General features: G+C 65.3%; 17 protein-coding genes. 5 read left to right on the plus strand and 12 right to left on the minus strand.

The annotated features are described in order from the left end of the window. Positions 1-15: 15 nt before the first annotated feature. The 4 genes from dprA to aroE are packed head-to-tail and all read left to right on the plus strand — an operon-like array spanning position 16 to position 3,517. Entirely contained in the window at positions 16-1,116 is a 1,101-nt protein-coding gene (gene dprA / locus RSO41_RS12140; RefSeq protein ID WP_315619381.1) for a DNA-processing protein DprA, read from the plus strand. Between the two features lie 38 nt (positions 1,117-1,154). Continuing rightward, positions 1,155-1,712 (plus strand): L-threonylcarbamoyladenylate synthase, encoded by a 558-nt coding sequence (locus RSO41_RS12145; protein ID WP_315619383.1) that lies wholly within the window; start codon positions 1,155-1,157, stop codon positions 1,710-1,712. A gap of 60 nt (positions 1,713-1,772) precedes the next feature. After that, complete coding sequence (gene hemF, locus RSO41_RS12150; RefSeq protein ID WP_315619384.1) at positions 1,773-2,708, plus strand: oxygen-dependent coproporphyrinogen oxidase; 936 nt, start codon at positions 1,773-1,775, stop codon at positions 2,706-2,708. Beyond that, positions 2,705-3,517, plus strand: coding sequence for a shikimate dehydrogenase (gene aroE, locus RSO41_RS12155; protein ID WP_315619385.1), 813 nt, complete (start codon positions 2,705-2,707; stop codon positions 3,515-3,517). Before hemF ends, aroE begins: the two co-directional genes overlap by 4 nt. A 19-nt stretch (positions 3,518-3,536) precedes the next feature. Here the strand turns inward: aroE and RSO41_RS12160 are convergent, their stop codons facing one another. Beyond that, positions 3,537-4,340, minus strand: coding sequence for a M48 family metallopeptidase (locus RSO41_RS12160; RefSeq protein ID WP_315619387.1), 804 nt, complete (start codon positions 4,338-4,340; stop codon positions 3,537-3,539). Between the two features lie 215 nt (positions 4,341-4,555). On the opposite strand from RSO41_RS12160, the gene RSO41_RS12165 reads away from it, so the two are divergent. Next, positions 4,556-5,419 (plus strand): ATP-binding protein, encoded by an 864-nt coding sequence (locus RSO41_RS12165; protein ID WP_315619389.1) that lies wholly within the window; start codon positions 4,556-4,558, stop codon positions 5,417-5,419. 73 nt (positions 5,420-5,492) lie between these two features. On the opposite strand, the gene RSO41_RS12170 is transcribed toward RSO41_RS12165, so the two are convergent. The 11 genes from RSO41_RS12170 to RSO41_RS12220 form a co-directional block, all read right to left on the minus strand. After that, entirely contained in the window at positions 5,493-7,103 is a 1,611-nt protein-coding gene (locus tag RSO41_RS12170; protein ID WP_315619391.1) for a BCCT family transporter, read from the minus strand. A 337-nt stretch (positions 7,104-7,440) separates the two neighbouring features. After that, positions 7,441-8,844 carry a ribosome biogenesis GTPase Der gene (gene der / locus RSO41_RS12175; protein ID WP_315619392.1) on the minus strand — a complete coding sequence of 468 codons (1,404 nt, stop codon included), beginning with the start codon at positions 8,842-8,844 and terminating at the stop codon, positions 7,441-7,443. Next, entirely contained in the window at positions 8,841-9,989 is a 1,149-nt protein-coding gene (bamB, locus tag RSO41_RS12180) for an outer membrane protein assembly factor BamB (protein ID WP_315619393.1), read from the minus strand. The genes der and bamB overlap by 4 nt, the downstream gene beginning before the upstream one ends. Continuing rightward, entirely contained in the window at positions 9,986-10,645 is a 660-nt protein-coding gene (locus tag RSO41_RS12185) for a YfgM family protein (RefSeq protein ID WP_315619394.1), read from the minus strand. Before RSO41_RS12185 ends, bamB begins: the two co-directional genes overlap by 4 nt. Positions 10,646-10,675: 30 nt before the next feature. Next, positions 10,676-11,962 (minus strand): histidine--tRNA ligase, encoded by a 1,287-nt coding sequence (hisS, locus tag RSO41_RS12190; RefSeq protein ID WP_315619395.1) that lies wholly within the window; start codon positions 11,960-11,962, stop codon positions 10,676-10,678. A gap of 24 nt (positions 11,963-11,986) precedes the next feature. Beyond that, the gene (ispG, locus tag RSO41_RS12195; protein WP_315619396.1) at positions 11,987-13,102 is read right to left on the minus strand and encodes a flavodoxin-dependent (E)-4-hydroxy-3-methylbut-2-enyl-diphosphate synthase; all 1,116 of its coding nucleotides are present in this window, start codon (positions 13,100-13,102) and stop codon (positions 11,987-11,989) included. Between the two features lie 5 nt (positions 13,103-13,107). Next, positions 13,108-14,160: a RodZ domain-containing protein gene (locus tag RSO41_RS12200; RefSeq protein WP_315619397.1), complete on the minus strand. Its 1,053-nt coding sequence runs from the start codon at positions 14,158-14,160 to the stop codon at positions 13,108-13,110. A gap of 30 nt (positions 14,161-14,190) precedes the next feature. Continuing rightward, positions 14,191-14,913 carry a type IV pilus biogenesis/stability protein PilW gene (pilW, locus tag RSO41_RS12205; protein ID WP_315619398.1) on the minus strand — a complete coding sequence of 241 codons (723 nt, stop codon included), beginning with the start codon at positions 14,911-14,913 and terminating at the stop codon, positions 14,191-14,193. 111 nt (positions 14,914-15,024) lie between these two features. Further along, positions 15,025-16,152 (minus strand): 23S rRNA (adenine(2503)-C(2))-methyltransferase RlmN, encoded by a 1,128-nt coding sequence (gene rlmN / locus RSO41_RS12210; protein ID WP_315619399.1) that lies wholly within the window; start codon positions 16,150-16,152, stop codon positions 15,025-15,027. A 150-nt stretch (positions 16,153-16,302) separates the two neighbouring features. Next, positions 16,303-16,728, minus strand: coding sequence for a nucleoside-diphosphate kinase (gene ndk / locus RSO41_RS12215; RefSeq protein WP_315619400.1), 426 nt, complete (start codon positions 16,726-16,728; stop codon positions 16,303-16,305). 173 nt (positions 16,729-16,901) lie between these two features. Beyond that, positions 16,902-17,228 carry a HesB/IscA family protein gene (locus RSO41_RS12220; RefSeq protein ID WP_275285981.1) on the minus strand — a complete coding sequence of 109 codons (327 nt, stop codon included), beginning with the start codon at positions 17,226-17,228 and terminating at the stop codon, positions 16,902-16,904. Positions 17,229-17,250 lie beyond the last annotated feature (22 nt).

The following is a 17,250-nucleotide window of genomic DNA, read 5'->3' on the forward strand; positions in this document are numbered from 1 at the left end:
GCAAGGAGAGCCGCCATGCAGCACAACGCCACGGACTGGCTGGCCGTGTCCCTGCTACCGGGCATGGGGGCGGCGCGACTCGCTGAACTGACGGCGAGAGATCCGTCCTGGCCGGCTGGCTGGTTGGCCGCTCTGCCGAGGCCGGCCTCCCAGGCCCTGCGGTTATATCTCGATCATCCCGCACAGAGTCCGTTGGCGGCACAGGTCGAGGCCGAACTCGACTGGCTCGATGCCTCGCCCGATCGCCATCTGTTGTATCCCGGCCACCCATCCTGGCCCGATGTCTTGAGTCAGATTGCCGATCCACCGCCGGTGCTGTGGGCACTCGGCGATCTCGACGCCCTGGAAGCGCCACGCCTGGCGATGGTGGGTACTCGGCGCCCGACCCGGGAGGGCAGTGGCAACGCTGCCGTGTTTGCCCGTGGCCTGGTCGAGCGAGGCTGGTGCGTGGTCAGCGGCATGGCGCTGGGCATCGACGGCATCGCCCAGCAGGCAGCCCTGGAGGCCGGCGGCCGAAGTATCGCGGTGCTTGGCTGTGGGGTGGATGTGATCTATCCGGCCCGTCATCGGCGTCTCTACGAACGGCTGCACGAGCCAGGTGGTCTGCTGCTTTCCGAACATGCGCCGGGCACCCGGGCGAGGGCGGGGTTCTTTCCTCGTCGCAACCGTCTGATTACCGGCCTATCGCAGGGGGTGCTGGTAGTGGAGGCCGCCGAGCGCAGTGGCTCGTTGGTCAGCGCCCGGCTGGCGGTCGAGCAGGGGCGTGATGTCTTCGCGCTTCCCGGCTCGATCCACAACCCTCAGGTACGTGGCTGTCTGCACTTGATCCGGGAAGGGGCTGCCCTGGTGAGGAACCTGGATGACATCCTCGCCGAGCTCGCTCAATGGGGTGTCTCACCCGTGGTGAATCGTCGCACCACGGAGGAGGCAACCGGCACCGACCCTCTGCTGGCCTGGCTCAGCGATACGCCCACTCCGGTGGATGCCCTGGTCGATCTGACCGGATTATCGGTCGTTGACTGCCAGCGTCATCTGTTGTCGCTGGCGCTGGAAGGACGGGCGAGTCAGGCGGCGGGCGGCTGGGTACGCCTGCCGACGTCGCCGGGGCCATGCTAGAATCGGCCGACGTCGTCAGTTCGTTCGGATGTATCGCCATGCCTGAGGCCAGTTCCCTTGACACCGCCGTGGCCGCCTTGCGCGAGGGCGGCGTGATCGCCTATCCCACCGAAGCCGTCTGGGGGCTGGGGTGCAGCCCCGACGATACGTCGGCCCTGGCTCGCCTGCTGCATCTCAAGCGTCGGGACCCCGCCAAGGGTGTGATCCTGGTAGCCGCCGACCTCGACCAGTTCGCGCCCTGGCTCGAGGGCCTATCGGAGGATCGCCGTGCGGTGCTTGCCGAGCCGCAACCGCAACCCACGACCTGGCTGGTGCCCGATAACGGGCGCGCCGTGGAGCTGGTCCGGGGAGAACACGACCAGGTGGCCTTGCGCGTCAGCGACCACCCGCTGGTCGTCGAGTTGTGCCGCGCCTTCGGGGGTCCTTTGGTATCGACCTCGGCCAACCGCGCCGGAGAGTCCTCGGCGATGAGCGCCGAGGCGGTACGTCGCATCTTCGGCAACGAGCTGGATGCCTTGCTCGACGGTCCCCTGGGCGGCCATGCGCGTCCCAGTACCATCCGCGACCTGGCGACCGGCCGGGTCTTGCGGGCCTGATGCTCGTCATCTCTTGTTTCATTTCCATGCTTTCCCCCTGTCGCAATCCGAGGAGGCTTCGTGGCCCACGCGCATCTCGATGACGTCAAGACTTACCTGCTCGATCTGCAGGACCGCCTGTGCGATGCCCTGGCCGCCGAGGACGGACGAGCCGTCTTTCGCGAGGATAGCTGGCATCGCGAAGAAGGCGGAGGTGGCCGTTCCCGGGTCATCGAAAATGGCGCGGTGTTCGAAAAGGGCGGCGTCAACTTTTCCCATGTACATGGCGCGGCGTTGCCGGCTGCCGCCTCGGCCGCTCGGCCTGAACTGGCGGGGCGGGGCTTCCATGCGGTGGGCGTCTCCTGGGTGCTGCATCCGGAGAACCCTCATGTGCCCGCCAGCCATGGCAACGTGCGCTTCCTGATCGCCGAGAAGGCGGGCGAGGCGCCGGTCTGGTGGTTCGGAGGCGGCTATGACCTGACGCCCTTCTATCCCGTGCTCGACGATGTGCGCCACTGGCATCGTGTCGCACGGGATGCCTGCGCGCCCTTCGGCGATGACGTCTATCCGCGTTACAAGGCGTGGTGCGACGATTACTTCACGCTCAAGCATCGCGACGAGACGCGGGGCGTCGGTGGTCTCTTCTTCGACGATCTGAACGAGGGCGGCTTCGAGCGTTGCTTCGACTTTCAGCGTGCGGTGGGCGACAGCTTCCTCGAGGCTTACCTGCCCATCGTGCGACGACGGCGCGATACGTCCTGGAGCCAGCGCGAGCGCGATTTTCAGTTGTACCGTCGCGGGCGCTATGTGGAGTTCAATCTGGTCTGGGATCGCGGCACCCTGTTCGGATTGCAGAGCGGAGGGCGTACCGAGTCGATCCTGATGTCGATGCCGCCATTGGCGCGTTGGGAGTATGGCTGGCAGCCCGAGGCGGGCAGCCCCGAAGCCGAGTTGAGTGATTATCTTCGCCCCCGGGACTGGCTCGGTGAGGCGGCCCGAGAGGAGCAAGGCCAATGAGTGATCGGTACTGTGTCTTCGGCCATCCCGTCGGTCATTCGAAATCACCGGCGATCCATGCCGCCTTCGCCGAGCAGACCGGGGAGGCGCTCGAATACGTCGCCATCGAGGCGCCACTGGACGACTTTGCCGGTGCCTGGCAGACCTTCACCGCCGATGGCGGCCGGGGGGCCAATGTCACGGTACCGTTCAAGGAGGAAGCGCATCGACTCTGCGACACGCTCAGCCAACGAGCGCGCCGGGCCGGGGCGGTGAATACCCTGGTCGTGGATGCGCAAGGACACACCAGGGGCGACACCACCGACGGTCTGGGGCTGGTCGGTGACCTGCGTCGGCAGGAGGTCGTCCTGGCCGGCGCCCGCATCCTGGTGCTGGGCGCCGGAGGCGCGGTGCGCGGCGTGCTTGAGCCACTGCTCGAGGCGGGGCCATCCAGCCTGCTGGTCGCCAATCGTACGGCGGCCAAGGCCGAGGCCCTGGCCGCCGATTTCGCGGATCTCGGCGAAGTGGCCGGTGGCGGCTTCGACACCGTGCGCGGTCCCTTCGACCTGGTCATCAATGGCACTAGTGCCAGCCTCGCCGGCGACCTGCCGCCCTTGCCCGACGACCTCTTCGCCGAGGGCGGGGTCGCCTATGACATGATGTATGGCAGCGAGCCTACCGTCTTCCTGCGCTGGGCCGGCGAACGCGGTGCCAGGGGGGTCGACGGCCTGGGCATGCTGGTCGGCCAGGCCGCCGAGTCCTTCCTGCTGTGGCGTGGCATGCGTCCCGATGTGGCGCCGGTGCTGGACAGCCTGCGTCGCTCGCTGTGACACCTCTGGGTCGTGGAGGCTACTGACAGTCGGGTGTACGACCCGACTGCCGGGCCTGCTGATAACTGGCCAACGCCGTGTCCATGTTGGCCTGCAGGTCGGCAATGCGGCTGCCGTGGCTCGGGTGGGTGGACATCCACTCCGGTGGCTGCCCGCCGCCGGCCTTGCTCATGTTGCGCCACAGTTCGATGCTGGCGCGGGGGTCGAAGCCGGCCTGGGCCATCAGCTGCAGGCCTATCTCGTCGGCCTCGCTCTCGTGGCTGCGCGAGAAGGGCAGCTGGACACCGTACTGAGCCCCCATGCCCAATGCCGACATGGCCGCGTCATGCGTCGGGCCCTGAATGCCGGCCGCGGCGGCGGCTACCGAAGCAACCGTCATGCCGATCTGGGTGGCGCTCTGGGTCGAGGCGCGTTCGTTGGCATGGTGGGCCAGCACGTGTCCGATTTCGTGGCCGATGACCGAGGCGACCTGATCCTGGTTGGTGGCGATGTCGAGCAGGCCGGTATTCACGCCGACGTAGCCGCCGGGCAGGGCGAAAGCGTTGGCCGCGTCGTCTTCGAAGACGCGGACCTGCCACTGCTCCTGACGGGCTTCGGCCGGTAGCACCTGCACCACGGCACCGGTGATGCACTGCACATGTTGCAGCGGTGCGCCGCCGACAGTTGTTCGTTCCTGTTGATATTGGGCAAACGCCTTGGCGCCCATTTGGTCGAGTTCCTGGTCGGACATCAACATCAGTTGCGAACGTCCGGTCGGCGAGGTCGTGCAGGCTGCCAGGGAAACGCCGAGCGCTCCCACAGCGAGGCAGTGCATCCAGCGCATGGTAGCTTCCTCCGTGGATTGGCCCCGGGCGGGGCGGTGCTTGGTGACAAGATACCGTGCCTGCCAGGTGGGTCAACCAAGCGTGAGCGTATCGCATGCGGCAGGGATGCATACAGAATATGTCATCATGCTCCCTTGGTGCCTGTCGCGATGACGGCCCCGCTCGGGAAGATGTGATGGCAAGCTGGACGACAGCAGGATGGGAGAATTGTGTGATGGATGATGAACTGGCCAGGCGTCTGCTCGGCGTACTGGAACGGGTGGAGCCCTGGTTGCCGCCGACGCCGGCAGCGGTCGACTGGCACCGTGATGTGGCGGCTCTCTGGCAGCGACATCCCCTGGGCGGCAACCTGACGCCAGTGCCGCCCAGGGATGCCCTTCGCCTGGATGATCTACTGGGGATCGAGCGGCAGAAGCGGGCGCTGGTCGACAATACGAGAGCCTTCCTGCGTGGTTATCCCGCCAACCACGCCCTGCTGTGGGGGGCCCGAGGCGGCGGCAAGTCGTCGCTGGTACGGGCACTGCTCAACGATCTGGCCGAGGAGGGGCTTCGGCTGGTGCAGGTGGATCGCCATGACCTGGCGGCCCTGCCGGTACTGGTCGAACGATTGCGTGGTGAGCCCCACCGTTTCGTGGTCTATTGCGACGACCTTTCCTTCGAGGGGCATGACGATGCCTACAAGGCGCTGAAGAGCGTGCTCGACGGTGCCCTGACAGGCCCGCCGGAGAATGTCCTGCTCTATGCCACGTCCAATCGTCGCCACCTGCTGCCGGAGTCGATGAGCGACAATGATGACTCTCGTCTGGTAGGCGAGGAGCTGCACCATGGTGACGCCGTGGAGGAGAAGATCTCGCTCTCGGACCGTTTCGGGCTCTGGCTGGGGTTCAGGCCCTTCGATCAGGCGACCTACCTGGATGCCTGTGTGCACTGGGTCGCCTGGTTGGGTGATGAGGGGGACTGGAATGACGAGGCCCGTGCCGAGGCGATTCGTTATGCCACCTTGCGAGGGGGGCGAAGTGGCCGCGTGGCCTGGCAGTTCGCCTGTCAGTGGGTCGGTCGCCTGCGCCTCGACGCGTGACGCACGACCGGAACGCAAGGCGCCGCCCGGGCGGGCGGCGCCGATTTGCTGCGCTGGCACGGTCTGAAGGTGGTCAGAAGTTGTCCAGCGAGGGTGCCCGCTTGGGGCGGACGACCGCCATGTCCTCGTTGAAGAAGCCCCGGAGCAGGGCGAAGACCATGGCGAAGGTCATCACGAAGATCGGCAGACCGATGACGGTGATGACCTGCTGCAGTGCCTCCAGCCCGGCATCGCCCGCCAGCACGATCAGCATGGCGGCCACCGCGCCCTCGGATATCCCCCAGAATACGCGCTGATGGACCGGGCCCGGATCGGTATCGCCGGTGCACAGCAGGTCGATCACCAGCGAGGCGGAATCCGACGAGGTAGCGAAGAAGATTGCCACGATCACCACCGCCAGGCCTTGGATCAGGGTCGCCGCGGGGAAGTGCTCGAAGAAGGCGAACATCGCCAGGGGGACACTTTCCATGACGGCGGCGGTCATGGCCCCGGCCTGTTCACCGAGCTCGGCCCGGGCGATCTCGCCGATGCCGTCGATCTGCATGGCCGACCAGCCGAAGATGGCGAACCACACCAGGGTGAACAGCGAGGGAGCAAACAGAACGCCCAGCACGAATTCGCGGATGGTGCGTCCCCTGGAAATGCGCGCCACGAACAGGCCGATGAAGGGGGACCAGGTGACGGTCCAGGCCCAGTAGAAGACCGTCCAGCTGCCTTGCCAGCCCCAGCGGCCGTCCTCGCTGGTGTATTGCGCCAGGGTATCGTTCCAGAAGGCCAGCGGCACGATATTGGAGATATAAATGCCCAGTGTCTCGATGATGCCGCGCAGCAGGAAGACCGTCGAACCGGTCAGCAGCACGAAGACCATCAGGCCCGTCGCCATGCCGATGTTGAGGTTCGACAGCATCTTCACCCCCTTGTCGAGGCCGCCGACGATGGACCCCACGGCCACTGCCGTGAGCACGACGATGATGATGACCTTGGTGGTCACGCCGTCCGAGACACCGAACAGCTCCGACAGCCCCGCGTTGATCTGCGAAGTGCCGAGACCGATGGAAACCGCGACACCGAACAGGGTACCGAGTACCGCGAAGATATCGATGGTCTTGCCGATGGGGCCGTAGATGCGCTGCTTGATCAACGGGTAGAAGACCGAACTGACCCTGACGGGCAGATCATAGCGATAGACGAAGTAGGCGAAGGCAAGGCCCGGCAGGGTGAAGATCGTCCAGGTATGCAGGCCCAGATGGTAGAGGGAGAAGCCCATGGCTTCCCGGGCGGCTTCCACCGAATGGGGCTCGATATCGCCATGGGGCGGCGTGGAGAAATGGAAGATGGGTTCGGCCACCCCCCAGAACATCAGCACGGTGCCGATGCCGCCGGCAAACAGCATGGTGAACCATGAAATATTGCCATAGGCGGGGCGATCATCATCGCCACCGAGGCGGATGTTGCCGTAACGGCTCAGCGCTACCCACAGCAGGAACAACAGCCAGATGCTCACGCCGAAGATGAAGAACCAGCCGAGGTTGGTGACGACCCACTCACGGCCGTCGGCGAAGATATCGCCAATGATGTCCGGTGCGATGACCAGGGCCAGCAGGAACAGCAGCATCAGGCCCGCCGAGACGAAGAAGATGGTGGGATCGGTGCGCAATCCCAGCTGTTTCGCGAGTTTTTCCATGTAGATGCCTCCGCATTCTTGTTGGTAAAGCAGTGTCTGGAGGAGGTTGGCCCACCATGGCCGACCGGTGACGAAAGCAGTCTACAAGTGGTGATGGGGTGGCGCTATCAGGGGGAAATGCTCGGTGAAATCACGCTTCAGGGCGAATTATCGGGGCGCGTCGGAGGGTGGGCCTCGAAAGGCGTCTACAGCAGAAAAATCGTCAAGTCATGCCGGGCCCATGCAAAACGAATGACGACGCCGACCCTTCACCAGGGGCAATGGTCGGCGTGCGGGGCAAGGTTTTTTCTGCGTGAGAAAGGAAAAAGAGAAGATATCGGGCGTGAGGCGGAGGGGGTCAGCGCCGACCGCGCCGCGCCGACCGGGTGCGGTCGAGCTCGCGCTTCTTGGCCTTCTCGCGATCGTTGGCGCCGGCCATGTTGTCGTAGGGGTTCTTGCCGGAACGGAACTCGAAGCGCATCGGCGTGCCGCGCACCTTGAGCACCTTGCGGAAGGTGTTGGTCAGGTAGCGCTTGTAGGCTTCGGGCAGCGAGGACGTCTGGTTGCCGTGAACCACGATGATCGGCGGGTTGGTACCGCCCTGGTGGGCCATGCGCAGCTTGATGCGTCGGCCATGAATCATTGGCGGCTGGTGCTGCTCCACCGCATCCTGAAGGATGTTGGTCAGGCGATTGGTCGACCAGTGGCTGTTGGCCGACTCGAAGGCTCGCTCGACCGAGGGATAGAGATCGCCCACTGCGGTGCCGTGCAGCGCCGAGATGAAGTGCAGTTCGGCATAGTCGGCAAAGCCCAGGCGGCGCTTGATCTCGGCGCGCATGCGTTCCTTGGCCTCGCTCTCCAGGCCATCCCACTTGTTGACCGCCAGCACCAGGGCTCGCCCGCTGGTCAGCACGTAGTCGAGCAGGTGCAGGTCCTGTTCGACCAGGCCGCTGCGGGCATCCAGTACCATGATGGCGACATGGCACTCCTTGATGGCCTCCAGGGTCTTGATGATCGAGAACTTCTCGGACACCTCGCGGACATTCTTGCGGCGTCGCACGCCGGCCGTGTCGACCAGCACATAGGGACTGCCGCGACGCTCGAAGGGAATTTCGATGGCATCGCGGGTCGTGCCGGCCTCGTCGAAGACCACCACGCGCTCTTCACCGAGCAGCCGGTTGACCAGCGTCGACTTGCCGACATTGGGGCGACCGATCACCCCGATGCGAATGCCGGCGGTGCCGGTATCGGCAGGGAGGTCGGCATCTCGTTCGGGGAAGGGCGAGAGGACCTCCTCGATCAGGGCAGTGACATTGCGGCCATGGGACGCGGCGATGGGGCGTGGCTCGCCGATGCCGAGCTGCCAGAAGTCGGCCATGGCCGAGTGTTCCTCGAGGCCATCGGTCTTGTTGACGACCAGCCAGGTCTTCTTCTGGTTGACGCGCAGATGATTGGCGATGGCTTCGTCGGCCACGTTGAGGCCGCTGCGGCCATCGACCATGAACAGCACGATATCGGCCTCGTCGATGGCCTGCAGGGACTGTTCGGCCATGGCCGCATCGATGCCTTCCTCGTCACCGCTGATACCGCCGGTGTCGATGACCGTATACGACTTGCCGCCGAGCAGGCCATTGCCGTACTTGCGATCCCGGGTCAGCCCGGGGAAGTCGGCGACCAATGCATCGCGCGAGCGTGTCAGGCGGTTGAACAGGGTCGATTTGCCCACATTGGGGCGCCCGACCAGGGCGATCACGGGATTCATGGGTTGAGTTCCAGAGCCTCCAGGCTACCGTCGTCGGCCATTGCATAGACGCGCTTGCCATCGGTGAGCGGGCGTACGCTGACACCGGAGTCATCGATCTCGGTGCGACCGACCAGGGTACCGTTTTCGGCATCGATGAAGTGCAGGTAGCCCTCGAAATCGCCTACCACCAGGCGGCCATCGGCGAAGGCGGGGGCGGTCAGTTGGCGGCTCTCGAGATCGTCGAGGCGCCACTGTTCGTCGCCGTTGCGGGCCGACAGGGCGACCAGGTGGCTGTCGGCATCGACGACGTAGAGGGTCTCGCCGACCAGTACCGGTGTCTGATAGCTGGACACATCCCGGGACCACAGCACCTGACCACTGGTGGCCTGCAGGGCGACCAGGCGGCCATTGTAGCTGGTGACATAGAGACGGCCATCGGGGGTCAGCACCGGTTGGCCGGCCAGGTCGACCAGGCGCTCGATGTCGCTGCGCCCTTCGGGCGTGGCGATGCGACGTTCCCAGAGGGCACGGCCACTGCCGTTCTCGATGGTGACCAGTTGGCCATTGGCCAGGCCGGCGAAGGTGACAGCGTCGATGATCCGCGGCGTACCGGTGGCGCGCAGGGTCAAGGAGGGGCGTGAGGTCGTATAGACCCAGCGTTCCGCGCCGCTGTCGCGTTCCAGGGCGGTGACATTCCCGTCGATGGTCTGCACGACGACCAGTTGATTGTTGATCTGGGGGGCGGAGAGCACTTCACTGCTGACACGCGACCGCCAGATTTCTTCGCCACTGGACTGATCCAGGGCCACGACCTCGCCATTGCGAGTGCCGAGATAGACAGTGCCGGCGTCGGCGGTCAGGGCACTGGACGCCCCATCGTCGAGTGTCTGTTCCCAGCGAACCTCGCCGGTGTTGGCGTCCAGTGCCATCACCAGGCCGTGCTGATCGGCAGCGAACAGCGTATCGCCGTCCCGAGCGGGTGAGAGGGAGTAGCCGCCCATGCCCGGGCCGTCGCCGATCTGCTCGTCCCATAGGGTGTTCACGGACGTGCTGTGAGAGATGTCCTGCAGTTCGCGGGGTGGATGCTGTGAATCCACCTGGCCGGCGCAGCCTGCCAGCAGCCCCAGAGCCGCGGTTGCGGCGATCGCCAGAGTCGGTTTCATGACGTGGTCTCCTGAACGCCCAGGTTGTCGAGCTTGAGTTGTACGCCGTAGAGCGGACGCTCGCCGTCTTCGGCGAGCCGCAGGGCTTCGCGCCAGGCATCGCGGGCCTGGTCGGTCCTGCCCAGGGCGAAATGGGCATCACCGCGGATGTCCGCCTGCTGGGCGGACAAGGTGGCGGGGATCGCGCCGTCGAGGGTCTCCAGGGCCGCGTCGGCCTCGTCGGCAGCAACCTGAAGACGCGCCAGCCGGAGCCGTGCCAGGCCGGTGAGGTAGGCGTGTTCACTGTCGGCGACCAGGCCTTCCAAGGCTTCGCGTGCCGCCGCCTGATCGCCACCTTCCACTGACAGGCGCGCCGACAGTAGCAGCGCCATGTCGGCGTAGAGGCTGTCGCCGTGCTCTTCGGTGAGGGTGGCGACCAGTTCCTCCGCTCGGCCGCGGGCCGCGTCATCCAGTTGATCCTGACTGCTAAGGGTCAGCAGTTGCTGGTAACGTTGGGAGGCGGCCTCGGCCTGGCCGGCCTGATAATCCTGCCAGGCCTTCCAGCCGAAGACACCGGCGGCGGCGATTGCCGCGCCGGCCAGCAGGGAAATGCCGTTTTCCTTCCACCAGCGTTTGATGGCTTCCAGCTGTTCTTCTTCGGTTCTCAGTTCCGCCACGGGCGGCCTCCTTATTCGATATGCGGTCCGTCAGGCTTCCGACAAGAGGTCGGCGAGGGCCGAGGCGAGCTCATCACGGTCGAGGCGGCGCTGCTCGCGCTGCTCGCGCAGGAACTTGAGCGTCACGACGTTCTCGGCGAGCTCCTCTTCGCCGAGCAGCAGGGCCAGGCGTGCGCCACTCTTGTCGGCCTTGCGGATGCGGCTCTTGAAGCCGCCACCACCGCAGTGGAGTTGCAGACGAAGCGCCGGCAGCGCGTCGCGCAACTGCTCGGCCAGCTCCAGGGCCGCGGCTTCGGCGGCCTCGCCCATCGGCAAGAGGTAGACATCCAGAGTGTCGAAGACAGCATCGGGGACGAGCTCCAGGGTCTCGAGCAGCAGGATCAGCCGCTCGATGCCCATGGCAAAGCCGACCGCCGGTACCGGCTTGCCGCCGAGTTGCTCGACGAGACCGTCGTAGCGACCGCCGGCACATACCGTGCCCTGGCTGCCCAGCGCGTCGGTGGTCCACTCGAAGACGGTCCGCGAGTAGTAGTCCAGCCCGCGCACCAGGCGCGGATTGATGACGTACTCGATACCGGCGGCGTCGAGAATGGCGGTGAGGCGCTCGAAGTGCTCCCGGGATTCGTCGTCCAGGTGATCCATCAGGCGCGGGGCCTCGGCCAGCATGTCCGCCATGGCCGGATTCTTGGAATCGAGGATGCGCAGCGGGTTGGTGGACAGGCGGCGGCGAGAGTCCTCGTCAAGCACATCGAGATGCGCCTCGAAGTAGCTCACCAGCTTGTCGCGGTAAGCGGCGCGGGCCTCCGGCGACCCCAGGGAGTTGAGCTCCAGGGTGACGTGCTCGAACAGGCCGAGCTGTTTCCACAGGCGGGCCGACAGCAGGATTACCTCGGCATCGATGTCCGGCCCCTCGAGGCCGAAGGTCTCCACGCCGATCTGATGAAACTGGCGATAGCGGCCCTTCTGGGGACGCTCATGACGGAACATCGGCCCCTGATACCAGAGACGCTGGGTCTGGTTGTGCAGCAGACCGTTCTCCATGGCGGCACGCACGCAGCTTGCCGTGCCCTCGGGGCGCAGGGTCAGGCTGTCGCCGTTGCGATCCTCGAAGGTATACATCTCCTTTTCGACGATGTCGGTGACTTCGCCGATGGAGCGCTTGAAGAGTGAGGTCTGCTCGAGGACGGGCGTACGGATCTCGTCATACCCGTAACGTCCCATCAGCGCGCGGACCTGTTGTTCGAAGTACTGCCACAGGGGCGCTTGCGCCGGCAGCAGGTCGTTCATGCCTCGAATGGCCTGGATGTTCTTGCTCAATGATGGCTCCTTCACGTGCCGGGATCAGGCGTCCCGGGCGATCACGTCCTGTTCCGCCTGCTGCTTCTCGCGGACCTTGTCACGAATCAAGCGTTCGAGATCGTCGACCAGGTGGTCGTTGCGCAATTTGCTGGCCGGCTTTCCGTCGATGTAGACGAGGTTGGCGGGGCTGCCGCCGGTCAGACCGATGTCGCTCTCCTTGGCCTCGCCCGGGCCGTTGACCACGCAGCCGATGACCGAGACATCAAGCGGCGTGAGCACGTCTTCCAGGCGCTCTTCGAGGGCGTTCATGGTGCCGATGACATCGAAGTTCTGTCGCGAGCAGCTCGGGCAGGCGACGAAGTTGATGCCCTTGGCCCGCAGGCTCAGACTCTTGAGCATGTCGAAGCCGACCTTGACCTCCTCGACCGGGTCGGCAGCAAGCGAGACACGTATGGTGTCGCCGATGCCGTCCATCAGCAACATGCCCAGCCCGATGGAGGACTTGACGGTGCCTGAACGCAGGCCGCCGGCTTCGGTGATGCCGAGGTGCAGGGGCTGCTCGATGCGCGAGGCAAGCTCCCGGTAGGCGGCCACTGCCATGAACACATCGGACGCCTTGACGCTGACCTTGAAATCGGGAAAGTCGAGGCGATCGAGGTGATCAATGTGGCGCATGGCGGATTCGACCAGTGCCGCCGGGGTCGGCTCGCCGTATTTCTTCTGCAGGTCCTTCTCGAGGGAACCGGCATTGACCCCGATGCGAATCGGGATGCCGTTGTCGCGGGCGGCACTGACCACCGCGGCGACACGGTCTTCGCGACCGATGTTGCCCGGGTTGATGCGCAGGCAGTCGACACCGAGTTCGGCGACGCGCAGGGCGATGCGGTAGTCGAAGTGGATGTCGGCGACCAGAGGGACGTTCACGGCACGCTTGATGCGCCCGAAGGCTTCGGCGGCGTCCATGGTCGGTACCGAGACGCGCACGATGTCGGCGCCGGCGTTCTCCAGCTGCTGGATCTGCGCCACGGTGGCGTCGACGTCGAGCGTGTCGGTATTGGTCATGCTCTGCACGGAGATGGGGGCGCCGCCTCCGACCGGTACGTCACCGACATGGATGCGGCGAGATTGGCGTCGTTGGATGGGCGATGGTGCGTGCATGAGACTCACTCTCCCAGGGTGAATCGAGCGACATTGTTGGCGCCGGCGCGTTCGCTCAGGTCGACGGTCTCGTCTCCCCAGCTGAGCTCGACGCCGGTCGCATTGCCCACGGTCAGCCGAAAGGGTGGATCACCCTCGACACGAGCCGTGGTGCCCGGCTCCTGCAGACCGACGAAGACACGCTGGTTGTTGGCGTCGAAGATCTCGGTCCAGGACTGTTCGTTGAAGGTCAGGTTCAGCACCCGAGGATCGGCCTGCGTCGCCTGATCGGACGCGGCAACGTCTGTGCCTTCGGCGTCGGTGGCGGCATCGTCGTCGGTGGCGGCCTCGTCGGTTGAGCTGCTGTCGTCTGCCGACGACGCATCTGTTGCCTCTGTCGTTGATGCCTCGGGCGTCGACGTTTCGGTCGGTGCTTCGGCGACCGGCGACTCGTCGGTGGCGCCCAGCAGGTTTGGCTGGTCGTCCGTCGGTACCGCCGCCTGTGAAGCATCGCCCACGGTTTCGGCCGGCGCCTCGGCACCGTTCTCGGGGGCCGGAGACGGCGTATCACCGGTACCGCTCTCGGCGACAGCGGTGCTGCCGTCGAGGCCGTCGACGGCGACTGGCGCGCTGTCGCTGGGCGATGGCGGCTGGCTGCCGCCGCGACTCTGCCACCACATCAGCGTCAGGCCGATCAGGCCGGCGATGACCACCAGGGTGGCGAGGCGAAACAGCCAGGCCCCGATTCGCGAGGGGGGCTTGTTGACGATGTGCACGGGAGTGACTTTCTGCTCCAGGTCGTCCTTCCCGAAGTGGGCCTTGTAGGCCGACAGGACCCGATCCTCGTCGAGGCCGAGCAGGTTGGCGTAGCTACGCAGGTAGCCGCGCCGGTAGGTGGCGATCGGGATCTCCTCGTAACTGTCACTCTCCAGGCCATCGATCACGGCCGGGCGCAGGTTGAGGGCCGCGGCGACCTCCTCGCGCGATAGTTCCAGGGCATCCCGCTCCCGACGCAACAGCTCGCCAGGCGAGGCCTGGGGCGTGACGGCGTCGGGGTCCTGGAGGGGTGTGTCGCTCATGGCGTGGCATCCTTCATTGGAAAACAGGGCTCAGGGCGTGCCTCGCGAGGTTGTCGGCCGATCATGACCGCCATGGGCGCGAGCGATAGCGTCGGCCAGACGAGCCGATGCCGCATCGGGGCCCGCTTGACGCCGGTAGCGTTCCAGGTGCCGCTCGGCGCTTGCAAACCGTCCTTGTGCGACATCGAGCTCGGCGAGGCGCAGATGGCTGTCGGGCCGCCCGGGATCAAGGCGCAAGGCGTGCTCGAAGCTGGCTCGCGCTGCCGCTTCGTCGCCGATTGCGCGTTGGCAACGTCCCAGATTGACGAGCAACTGAGCCCGGTTGGCGTAATGAGTGTCCTCGCTCGCACGTTGTAGCTGATGGCACGCCTCTCGAATACGTCCCCGATCATACAGGAAGGCGGCGTAGTTGTTGCGTGCCCGGGCAAGATCGGGGGCGTCACGCAGCGCCGCACGAAAATTCTCTTCGGCCAGGTCATCGTCGCCCCGGCGCTGATGCACGATGGCCATCGCCTGTCGCGCTTCGGCATCATCGGGTGCCAGTTCCAGCGCACGACCTAGTGCCTGGGAAGCGCGAGGCAGGTCGTCACGGGCCAGATAGGCCTCGCCGAGACGCGTATAGGCCTCGGCAGGGTCAGCATCTCGCGGGGGCTGGTCGGCGCGCATGGCACAACCACTTAGCCAGAGAGCACCGATCAAAAGGACCGCGATGCGGTACTGTCGGTAGCCGTCGAGGCTCGGGCGACCCGTCATGGCATCCTCGTTGGGGCGTCGTGGCGGCGGGCGGCACGACGCCTGACCGATGGTGAAAAAAGCTTGACCATCAAAGCGTCGTGCCCGAATGAAGTCAAGACATGACCCGGCTCAATCGGCGTCGAGCTGGATCGACTGGATGTAGCGCTCGTGACGACGCGTACGGTCCTTGACGCGCCCCACCAGTTGGCCGCAAGCCGCGTCGATGTCGTCACCACGGGTGGAGCGGATCGGGGCGGTGTAACCGAGGTCGGCGAGCCATTGCTGGAAACGCTTCACCTGGTTGCGTGACGGTGTCTCGTACCCTGAGTGCGGGAAAGGATTGAAGGGGATCAGGTTGATCTTGCTGGGCAGTTCCTGCAGCAGCTCGGCGAGCTGGCGGGCATGTTCCTGCTGATCGTTGACATCCTTGATCAGGGTATACTCGATGGTGACCATTCGGGTGTCATCGCACTTGGCCAGGTAACGCTGGCAGGCGTCGAGCAGGGTACGAATGTTGTACTTGCGATTGAGCGGCACCAGTTCGCTGCGCAGCTCGTCGTTGGCGGCATGCAGCGAAATGGCCAGGCTCACGTCGAGCTCGTCGCCCAGGCGGTCGAGCATCGGGACCACCCCGGAGGTGGACAGGGTGACGCGGCGCTTGGAGAGGCTGTAACCGTTGTCGTCGAGCATCAGCTTCATCGCCGGCACGACGTTGTCATAATTCAGCAGCGGCTCGCCCATACCCATCATCACCACATTGGTGACAGGTCGGTTGGCCGTATCGTGGCGCGGCCCGAAGCTGTTGCTGGCAACCCACACCTGACCGATGATCTCGGCGGCGGTGAGGTTGCGCTGGAAGCCCTGCTTGCCCGTGGAGCAGAAACTGCAATCCAGCGAACAGCCGACCTGGGACGAGACGCAGAGTGTGCGGCGCTTACCATTGTCGGCCGGAATCAGTACCGTTTCGACGTAGCTGCCGTCTTCCACTTCCAGGACCCACTTGCGGGTTCCATCGTTGGAGGTGCCCTCGTAGACCACGCCCGGTCCGCGTATTTCGGCGACCTCGGCAAGGTGCGTACGCAGGGCCTTGGACAGGTTGGTCATGGACGCGAAGTCGCTGCAGCCCTCCTGGTGAATCCATTTCATCACCTGGGCGGCGCGAAACTTCTTCTCGCCGATGGAAAGGAAGAAGGCTTCCATTTCCTCGCGCGTCATGCCGAGCAGGTTGAGGCGTTGTGGGACGGTATCAGCGGTCATGGGCAGTCAGCGGGTCGTTGGGGCAAGGTGCGGGGGCGTTTCGCCCCCGCTCGGCAGAATACCTGCCATTCCACAAGGGAACTGCTGATTCATGTCGCAGGCGGTGCCGGGTGGGGCACCGCCGGGGCGCAACAATAAATCAACCATCCCTCAGCGGGCGCAGATCTCGCCGTCTTCAAAGAAGTAGGCGATTTCGCGTGCCGCGGACTCCGGCGAGTCGGAGCCATGGACGGCGTTGGCGTCGATGGACTGAGCATAGTCGGCGCGAATGGTGCCGGCCTCGGCTTCCTTGGGGTTGGTGGCCCCCATCAGGTCGCGATTGGCGGCGATGGCGTTCTCGCCTTCGAGCACCTGAACCACGACCGGACCGGATGTCATGAAGCCGACCAGGTCACCGAAGAAGGGACGCTCCTTGTGCTCGGCATAGAAACCCTCGGCCTGCGCCTGGGAGAGCTGCAGCATCTTGGCGGCGACGATCTGCAGGCCGGCCTTCTCGAAGCGGCTTTCGATCTCGCCGATGACATTCTTGGCGACGGCGTCGGGCTTGATGATGGACAGGGTGCGTTCAGTGGCCATGTGGCGTGTTCTCCAGTCTGGGTATCAGGCAGTGACAGCCCAGCGCCGCCCCGGGGGTCCAGGGCGGCGCTGGGCTTGAGATTCGTGCGCTTCGGCGCCACGCGCCGAAGCCGAATGGGCGCAGAGTATACCGCCCCGAGGTGGTGATGGACAATTCGCCTCACATGGTGCGCTCAGACGCTGAAGCTTTCGCCGCAGCCGCACTCATCCTTGACGTTGGGGTTGTTGAATCGGAAGAAGCGATTGAGCCCTTCCGAGACATAGTCGACTTCGCTGCCATCGAGCATTTCCAGGGCGTCCGGGGCGACGAAGACCTTGACGCCGTGTTCCTCGAAGGCCACGTCATCATTCGATGCCTCGTCGGCGAAGTCGAGTACATAGCTGTAGCCCGAGCAGCCACTGGGCTTGACGGTGACCCGCAGGCCCAGGCCGTGTCCACGCTCGTCGAGCACCCGGTGGATCTGTTCGGCGGCGGCGGTAGTGATGGAAAGGTTCGCCATGGTGGCCTCCTGCTCGATGAGA

It is taken from the genome of Halomonas sp. I1 (genome assembly GCF_032334135.1).
GTDB lineage: Bacteria > Pseudomonadota > Gammaproteobacteria > Pseudomonadales > Halomonadaceae > Halomonas.

Coding starts and splice junctions, on each gene's coding strand:
- RSO41_RS12160 (WP_315619387.1), bottom strand. CDS start 4,340: ATGCGCTGGATGCACTGCCTCGCTGTGGGAGCGCTCGGCGTTTCCCTG.
- rlmN (WP_315619399.1), bottom strand. CDS start 16,152: ATGACCGCTGATACCGTCCCACAACGCCTCAACCTGCTCGGCATGACG.
- ispG (WP_315619396.1), bottom strand. CDS start 13,102: ATGCACGCACCATCGCCCATCCAACGACGCCAATCTCGCCGCATCCAT.
- pilW (WP_315619398.1), bottom strand. CDS start 14,913: ATGACGGGTCGCCCGAGCCTCGACGGCTACCGACAGTACCGCATCGCG.
- bamB (WP_315619393.1), bottom strand. CDS start 9,989: ATGAAACCGACTCTGGCGATCGCCGCAACCGCGGCTCTGGGGCTGCTG.
- RSO41_RS12145 (WP_315619383.1), top strand. CDS start 1,155: ATGCCTGAGGCCAGTTCCCTTGACACCGCCGTGGCCGCCTTGCGCGAG.
- RSO41_RS12165 (WP_315619389.1), top strand. CDS start 4,556: ATGGATGATGAACTGGCCAGGCGTCTGCTCGGCGTACTGGAACGGGTG.
- RSO41_RS12220 (WP_275285981.1), bottom strand. CDS start 17,228: ATGGCGAACCTTTCCATCACTACCGCCGCCGCCGAACAGATCCACCGG.
- RSO41_RS12170 (WP_315619391.1), bottom strand. CDS start 7,103: ATGGAAAAACTCGCGAAACAGCTGGGATTGCGCACCGATCCCACCATC.
- der (WP_315619392.1), bottom strand. CDS start 8,844: ATGAATCCCGTGATCGCCCTGGTCGGGCGCCCCAATGTGGGCAAATCG.
- aroE (WP_315619385.1), top strand. CDS start 2,705: ATGAGTGATCGGTACTGTGTCTTCGGCCATCCCGTCGGTCATTCGAAA.
- dprA (WP_315619381.1), top strand. CDS start 16: ATGCAGCACAACGCCACGGACTGGCTGGCCGTGTCCCTGCTACCGGGC.
- ndk (WP_315619400.1), bottom strand. CDS start 16,728: ATGGCCACTGAACGCACCCTGTCCATCATCAAGCCCGACGCCGTCGCC.
- RSO41_RS12200 (WP_315619397.1), bottom strand. CDS start 14,160: ATGAGCGACACACCCCTCCAGGACCCCGACGCCGTCACGCCCCAGGCC.